The organism is Chroococcidiopsis sp. CCALA 051 (assembly GCF_003015105.1).
Lineage (GTDB): Bacteria > Cyanobacteriota > Cyanobacteriia > Cyanobacteriales > Chroococcidiopsidaceae > Chroococcidiopsis > Chroococcidiopsis thermalis.
In genome coordinates, this window is record NZ_PYCI01000210.1 from 1 (window position 1) to 7,889 (window position 7,889).

Annotated in this window: 6 protein-coding genes; all 6 read left to right on the top strand. The window is 45.3% G+C overall.

All coding sequences use genetic code 11. The annotated features are described in order from the left end of the window. Positions 1 to 180 (top strand): hypothetical protein (locus C7Y66_RS31500; RefSeq protein ID WP_158266025.1); only part of this gene is annotated, 180 nt, incomplete at its 5' end. Between the two features lie 35 nt (positions 181 to 215). Then, complete coding sequence (locus C7Y66_RS29290) at positions 216 to 1,166, top strand: HetZ-related protein 2 (RefSeq protein WP_106548237.1); 951 nt, start codon at positions 216 to 218, stop codon at positions 1,164 to 1,166. Between the two features lie 489 nt (positions 1,167 to 1,655). Next, positions 1,656 to 4,004, top strand: coding sequence for a photosystem I core protein PsaA (psaA, locus tag C7Y66_RS29295; protein ID WP_106548238.1), 2,349 nt, complete (start codon positions 1,656 to 1,658; stop codon positions 4,002 to 4,004). Positions 4,005 to 4,268: 264 nt separating this feature from the next. Next, positions 4,269 to 6,491, top strand: a complete 2,223-nt coding sequence (gene psaB / locus C7Y66_RS29300) for a photosystem I core protein PsaB (RefSeq protein ID WP_106548239.1) — start codon at positions 4,269 to 4,271, stop codon at positions 6,489 to 6,491. Positions 6,492 to 6,750: 259 nt separating this feature from the next. Continuing rightward, a complete protein-coding gene (locus tag C7Y66_RS29305) occupies positions 6,751 to 7,302 on the top strand; it encodes a photosystem I reaction center subunit XI (RefSeq protein ID WP_015153098.1) in 552 nt (183 codons plus the stop codon). Positions 7,303 to 7,376: 74 nt separating this feature from the next. Beyond that, a complete protein-coding gene (psaI, locus tag C7Y66_RS29310; RefSeq protein ID WP_015153097.1) occupies positions 7,377 to 7,532 on the top strand; it encodes a photosystem I reaction center subunit VIII in 156 nt (51 codons plus the stop codon). The last annotated feature ends 357 nt before the right edge of the window (positions 7,533 to 7,889 follow it).

Here is a 7,889-nt window from a genome sequence, read left to right on the forward strand (position 1 = left end):
AGTCAAAATTCACGCATTCAAAATTCAAAATTTGCCACTCGCCTCTTGCCTCTTGCCTCTTGCCTTTTAACCAATTACCAATTTCCAATTGCCAATTACCATTACATTTGTCATGGTAGAAAAATGACATTTATTCGATGCGATCGCACCTTTGCTGCTCGTAAATTAGAACCATTGTGACAGTATGACAAGGAGCAAGCATAGGAGGTAGTCGGATGATGTCCAAAATTACAATGGCACAACTAACACAGACATGGCGATCGCAGTTAGCTGAAGACTACCCGCAAGCCAGTGTAGCCAACAGGGAAAGTATTGTTCGGTGGTTGCTTGGCGATGACTTAGAACGATTTGACAACCTGACTTCAGCTCAACTACACGTGACTCAACAAGCATTGTCATTTCGCTATCGAATTCTGCAAAAGCGTTATTTAGGCATACCACCAGAACGAGCTTATCGCCGCCTCATCAGTCGTTTGAGTAGTTTATTGGTACTGCGGCACAAAGTTCGCGCTTTAGTTGCCCTCAGTCGCGATCGCCACCGCACTGTGGTAGATGTCATTCAAGAAGTTTTGCAGGAATTATTGCTGCGCGATCGCTACATTCAACAACAAGTAGCCTGGATTGCCCAGTGTACAAACAATTTCCAACTCCGTAGTGCTTTACTATTCGCCAGTATAGAAGAATATTCCATGCGTCCGATCCGCGATCGACCTCTGTTAGTCTATCGGACGATTGACTATTTACAGCGTACGGCACGGGGAGGAATCACTTACTCACCTAACAGCGAGCAATTACAACTCGTGTCAGACGAATTTTTCACGGAGGAAAGCGACAATTCTTTCAGCTGGCTGGATAACCATGCCTTAGTTGCATATCAAGAGGCTGAAACCGAGGCAGAACAAAAAGCGATGCACGATGCTGTCAAACAAGAATTGTCCGATTATTTGCAGGTAAAACTAGGGAAGGAAGCAGTACAGTGGTTGCAGCTTTATCTCCAAGGTAAATCGCAGCAGGCGATCGCCAATCAATTAAATTTGGACGTGCGACAAGTTTACCGACTGCGGGAAAAAGTCTGCTACCATGCAGAACGAACTTTTGCCCAGAAAAAACAACCAGAACTCGTAGCTAACTGGCTGGCAGCGAAAGTTACCGAACATCAAAATTGAAGACTTCTAGCCGAATAGGAATAAGGGAGCGATCGAGCAGGGAGCATTACTATATAAAAAACTTCAGCGTAACGCATCACTCTCAGTTTTTGGTGCGTTACTGAGATTTTTTCAACAATCAAACCGGATTCCTATAGTCAGAAACTATACAGCAAAAATGTAAGCTTTTATTAAGCTACTGCCTTTCTTCATTAGTTCTTCATTTTTTTTTCCTATTCTCCAAAAAGATAAAGATGCTAGTGCTTGAGTTTGAATACTCAGATTAAGACAACAGCCAAACAAACTAAACTCCTCGGAGTCTTTCATTGCCAGAAACAAAGTAAGTTATCACGTTATCCGGTGTAACTTGCGATCGAACTCTGGCTTTTTTTCTCAATTAACTATTGACGGCTCATAGTTGAAGGTTGATAGTTAACCGTCAACCACCAACTACCAATTACCAATTACCAATTACCAATTTTGTTTCTCGTATAACCAAGGAGAAATTTGATGACAATTACTCCAGAGCGAGAGCAAAAAGTAAGGGTTGTAGTCGATAACGATCCGGTTCCTACCTCACCTGAGTTATGGGCAAAACCAGGACACTTCGATCGCACTCTTGCTAGAGGTCCCAAAACGACAACTTGGATCTGGAACCTCCATGCTAATGCTCACGATTTCGACACTCATACCAGCGATTTAGAAGATATTTCCCGCAAGATTTTCGCTGCCCATTTCGGTCACTTAGCTGTTATATTTATCTGGCTGAGTGGCATGTACTTTCACGGCGCGAAATTCTCCAACTTTGAAGCTTGGATGGCAAATCCAACTGGTGTTAAACCCAGCGCCCAGGTAGTTTGGTCGCTTGTCGGTCAAGATATTTTAAATGCCGATGTTGGTGGTGGCTTCCACGGAATTCAAATTACTTCGGGACTATTTCAACTCTGGCGGGCTGCTGGCATTACTAATACTTTTCAGCTTTACTGTACCGCGATCGGTGGTTTGGTAATGGCAGCGATAATGCTCTTTGCTGGCTGGTTCCACTATCACAAACGCGCTCCCAAATTGGAATGGTTTCAAAATTGGGAAGCGATGATGAACCACCACTTAGCAGGATTGCTAGGCTTGGGTTGCCTGGGTTGGGCAGGGCATCAAATTCACGTTGCTTTGCCCGTTAACAAACTATTGGATGCTGGGGTCGCTATTAAAGATATTCCCCTGCCTCACGAATTCATTTTGAATACAAGCTTAATGGCAGAGTTATATCCTAGCTTTGCCAAAGGTTTAGTACCATTCTTTACCCTGCAATGGGGACAATATGCCGATTTTCTCACCTTTAAAGGTGGTCTGAATCCGGTCACGGGTGGTCTGTGGTTGTCAGATACCGCTCACCATCATTTAGCGCTTGCGGTGCTGTTCATCGTTGCCGGACACTTCTACCGCACTAACTGGGGTATCGGTCACAGTTTCAAAGAAATGTTGGATGATGCCAAATCTCCCAACATGCTGCCATTTTTAAACTTTATCGGTCCTGTGGGTCATGAGGGACTCGATAAAATCTTCGAGACTTCTTGGCACGCTAATCTATCTATCCACTTAGTACAGTTTGGAACGGCTAGCCTACTGGTGGCGCACCACATGTATGCTATGCCTCCCTATCCCTACCTAGCAACAGATTACGCTACTGCTCTGTCTCTATTTACCCACCACGTCTGGATTGCCGGATTCTGTATCGTCGGTGGTGCAGCCCACGCAGCTATTTTCATGGTACGGGACTACGATCCAGCCCATCACGTCAACAACATATTAGATCGAACCCTCCGTCACCGCGATGTCATTATTTCTCACCTCGCTTGGGTTTGTCAGTTTTTAGGCTTTCATAGCTTTGCTATGTACTGCCACAACGACACCATGCGAGCTTTCGGTCGTCCCCAAGATATGTTCTCAGATACGGGAATTCAGCTACAACCAATTTTTGCCCAGTGGATTCAGCACATCCACACCGCAGCCGTGGGAGCGGCGCAGGTGGCTCAACCCTTGGGTGATGTCTTTGGTGGCGTGCGGGGAATCGAACTCTCAGGACTCGGTACGACAGCTCCAGGCATCGGCGCACCCGTCAGCTACGCTTGGGGTGGTGGTATGGTTGCAGTTGGTGGTAAAGTCGCCATGATGCCGATCGCACTGGGTACGGCAGACTTCTTGATCCACCACATCCACGCTTTTACAATTCACGTCACGGTACTCGTACTGTTCAAAGGCGTACTATTTGCCCGTGGTTCGCGTTTGGTTCCAGATAAAGCAAACTTGGGCTTCCGCTTCCCTTGTGATGGACCAGGACGCGGTGGTACGTGTCAGGTATCGGCTTGGGATCACGTCTTCCTGGGTCTATTCTGGATGTACAACTCCCTATCAATGGTAGTTTTCCACTTTAGTTGGAAGATGCAATCAGATGTTTGGGGAACGGTCGATTCAGATGGCATTGTCACGCACTTGACCGGAGGTAACTTTGCTACCTCGTCGATTACCAATAACGGGTGGCTGCGCGATTTCCTCTGGGCGCAATCGGCACAGGTGATTCAGTCTTACAACTCATCCCTGTCTGCCTACGGTCTGATGTTCCTAGCCGGACACTTCATTTTTGGCTTTAGCCTCATGTTCCTGTTCAGCGGTCGGGGCTACTGGCAAGAACTGATCGAATCGATCGTTTGGGCGCACAACAAATTAAAAGTTGCCCCAGCAATTCAGCCGCGTGCTTTGAGCATCGTCCACGGTCGAGCTGTTGGTGTCGCTCACTACCTCTTAGGAGGAATTGTCACGACTTGGGCGTTCTTCCTAGCACGAATGGTAGCAATTGGTTAATGGTAATGGGTAATGGGTAATGAGAAGACGTAGGGGCGGGTTTTGACCAAAAATTTTCACTTAAGGTTGTCAACCTATTTGCGCGCACCCGCCCGTACAAAAGTCAAAAATCGTAGGAGCGGGTTTTGACCAAAAATTTTCACTTAAGGCTGTCAAACTGTTTGCGCGCACCCGCCCGTACAAAAATCAAAAGTCGAAATCAAACAACTACCAACTACCAATTACCAATTACCAATCAAATAAATTTGAACCAAAACAAAGAATATGGCTACAAAATTTCCAAAATTTAGCCAAGACCTTGCTCAAGACCCTACGACCCGTCGTATTTGGTATGCGATGGCGACAGCTCACGATTTTGAACTCCATGATGGCATGACAGAGGAGAATCTTTATCAAAAGATTTTTGCCTCTCATTTCGGTCATTTGGCGATTATCTTTCTGTGGGCATCGGGGGTTTTGTTTCACGTCGCTTGGCAAGGCAATTTCGAGCAGTGGATTAAAGACCCTTTAAATGTGCGTCCGATCGCCCATGCGATTTGGGATGCTCAATTTGGTCCACCCGCGATCGAGGCTTTTACGAGAGCTGGAGCAACTAATCCAGTCGATATCTGCTATTCCGGTGTTTATCACTGGTGGTACACGATCGGGATGCGGACGAACAACGAACTTTACGTTGGTGCGATCTTCTTACTTTTACTCGCAGCTTTGTTCTTATTTGCTGGTTGGTTGCACCTCCAACCGCGATATCGTCCTACTCTCGGTTGGTTCAAAAGTGCCGAACCACGTTTGAATCATCACCTAGCTGGTTTGTTCGGTGTCAGTTCCCTAGCTTGGGCAGCTCACTTAATTCACGTTGCAATTCCCGAATCTCGCGGGCAACATGTGGGATGGGATAACTTCTTGTTTACCCCGCCGCATCCAGCGGGTTTGGGTGCGTTCTTTACCGGGAATTGGAGCGCTTACGCCCAGAATCCCGATACGGCTCAACATGTGTTTAACAGTTCTCAAGGTGCAGGAACGGCAATTCTGACGTTCTTAGGTGGTCTTCATCCCCAGACTCAATCTTTGTGGCTGACGGATATGGCGCATCACCACGTGGCGATCGCCGTCTTGTTCATAATTGCCGGACACATGTACCGTACCAACTGGGGGATCGGTCACAGCATCAAAGAGATGCTGAACTCCAAATCTTTCTTTGGGGCAAAGGTTGAAGGTCCTTTCAACTTACCGCACCAAGGATTGTACGACACGATCAATAATTCGCTTCACTTCCAACTGTCTTTTGCTTTAGCTGCTTTGGGTGTAGCAAGTTCTTTGACAGCACAGCATATGTATTCGATGCCACCCTACGCTTTCATCGGGCAGGACTTCACGACTCAAGCAGCGCTGTATACCCATCATCAGTACATTGCTGGGTTTTTGATGGTAGGGGCATTTTCCCATGCTGGCATCTTTTGGATCAGAGACTACGATCCAGAACAAAACAAGGGTAACGTCCTAGATCGGATGCTGCGTCACAAAGAGGCGATTATTTCTCACTTGTCTTGGGTGTCTCTTTTCTTGGGTTTCCACACTCTAGGCTTATACGTCCACAACGATGTAGAAGTTGCCTTTGGTGCGGCAGAAAAGCAAGTGCTGATCGAACCAGTGTTCGCTCAGTTTATCCAAGCAGCTCATGGTAAGGCGTTATACGGGTTTAATACGCTGTTATCAAACCCAGATAGTATTGCTTCTACAGCTTGGCCCAACCATGCTAATGTTTGGCTACCGGGATGGTTAGATGCGGTCAATAACACGACGAACTCGTTGTTTTTGACGATTGGACCTGGAGACTTCTACGTTCACCACGCGATCGCCCTTGGTTTGCACGTCACCACTTTAGTCCTGGTCAAAGGAGCCTTAGATGCTCGCGGTTCTAAGCTGATGCCCGACAAAAAAGACTTCGGCTATGCCTTCCCTTGCGATGGTCCCGGTCGCGGTGGTACTTGCGATATCTCTGCTTGGGACGCTTCCTATTTAGCTGTGTTCTGGATGCTCAATACTCTAGGTTGGGTCACTTTCTATTGGCACTGGAAACATTTAGCAATTTGGGAAGGGAATGTAGCTCAATTCAACGAGTCTTCTACCTATCTCATGGGCTGGTTCCGAGATTACCTCTGGTTGCATTCCGCTCAGTTGATTAATGGTTACAACCCCTATGGTACAAATAGCCTAGCTATTTGGTCGTGGATGTTCCTCTGGGGACACCTGGCTTGGGCTGTGAGTTTCATGTTCTTGATTACTTGGCGGGGTTACTGGCAAGAATTGATTGAAACTCTAGTCTGGGCGCACGAAAAAACACCATTATCTTTCGGATATTGGAGAGATAAGCCTGTAGCATTATCTATCGTTCAAGCTCGTTTAGTTGGCTTGACTCACTTCACCGTTGGCTATATTGCTACCTATGGTGCTTTCTTGATTGCGTCAACGGCTGGAAAGTTTGGCTAGCCTAGAGCAAAAATTTTAGGGCAGATTCTACAAGAAATACATTCGTTGTTTCTGCCCTAGAAATTGGCTTTATCAGTTGCGAATTTAGACTCTCCTCTCCTGGTACGTCCACCAGGAGAGTTCTTGGAAAACTAGAAATTGACACGTTTTATATTTGCGTTTATCTGCGTTACAACTCATAAAAAAATGCTTATTTGAGAAGTTGCACGTAAGAAGCAAGATCGGAGGATCGACAACTTTAATTAGGAGAAAATCAAAAATGACTAATACTGCCAATCCATCTGTAGAATCAAAATTGAACTATAGGCTCGATACCGATCCCGTTCAACCCTATAAAGGAGATCCGTTTAACAGTAATTTCTCTACAGCTATTACCGATTCTCCCTTAGCTAGAGCTTTTATTAACAATCTTCCTGCCTATCGCAAAGGACTCACTCCTTTTATGCGTGGTTTAGAAATTGGCATGGCTCACGGCTATTTTCTAGTAGGACCAGAGGTTGTGGTTGGACCATTACGAGAGACAGCTCATGGTGCTAATTTAAGTGGATTAATTACAGCAATATATATAGCTGTATCAGCTTGTTTGGGAATTTCTATTTTTGCCATCACGACCTTCCAAGGAGATCCTAGAGGTGCTTATGGCTCTACTTCTAAAGATTCACTCAGACCGTTACGCAATCGCGATGAATGGTATCAATTAAATGGTGGAATTTTTCTAGGAGCAATGGGAGGAGCTGTATTTGCTTATTTACTGCTAGAAAACTTCGATGCTCTAGACTCAATTTTGCGGGGTGGGGTTAATGTTAATTAGTGCGGAGGTAGGCATTGCCCATCCTACACACCTTATCAATTACCAATTACCAATAAAAACTGGAGAATAGCATCATGGTAGATATGACACAATTAACAGGGTCTTATGCTGCTTCGTGGTTACCTTGGATTATGATTCCTTTAATATTTTATATTTTGCCGTTTCCAGTATTTGCTCTAATATTTATTTGGATTGAAAAAGAAGCAGGAACGGCTGACGAAGAAGTATGATTGCAAGGAGAGAGAAAACTAATATATCTCGGTTTGTGAGGCAAAGATCTTGAGTATCCTCTCTAATCTATCTTATAAAAGAGGCAAGAAACCCTGTTAGTTCTATTTGCTTTACAAATTTTTTCCTGTAGAGACGTTACATGTAACGTCTCTACAGGAAAACCAATTTTTAGTTATCTTTCTTCTGTCACACTAGCAGAATAAAAGTAGAAGTTAAGCGGAATTTAGCTGAACATAAGTAATTGGGGCAGTATGGAAGTCATTCATATAAGCCATCAGTAAACAGGTCTTGGTAGTCATTGCACTCATCATCGACGAAGCCAACAGTAGTAACGGCAGGACGTGGCTCAACCATGC

What these genes read in the sequence shown, in the direction of transcription:
- C7Y66_RS29290 (WP_106548237.1), top strand. Translation starts at nt 216, where the DNA reads ATGATGTCCAAAATTACAATGGCACAACTAACACAGACATGGCGATCG.
- psaA (WP_106548238.1), top strand. Translation starts at nt 1,656, where the DNA reads ATGACAATTACTCCAGAGCGAGAGCAAAAAGTAAGGGTTGTAGTCGAT.
- psaB (WP_106548239.1), top strand. Translation starts at nt 4,269, where the DNA reads ATGGCTACAAAATTTCCAAAATTTAGCCAAGACCTTGCTCAAGACCCT.
- C7Y66_RS29305 (WP_015153098.1), top strand. Translation starts at nt 6,751, where the DNA reads ATGACTAATACTGCCAATCCATCTGTAGAATCAAAATTGAACTATAGG.
- psaI (WP_015153097.1), top strand. Translation starts at nt 7,377, where the DNA reads ATGGTAGATATGACACAATTAACAGGGTCTTATGCTGCTTCGTGGTTA.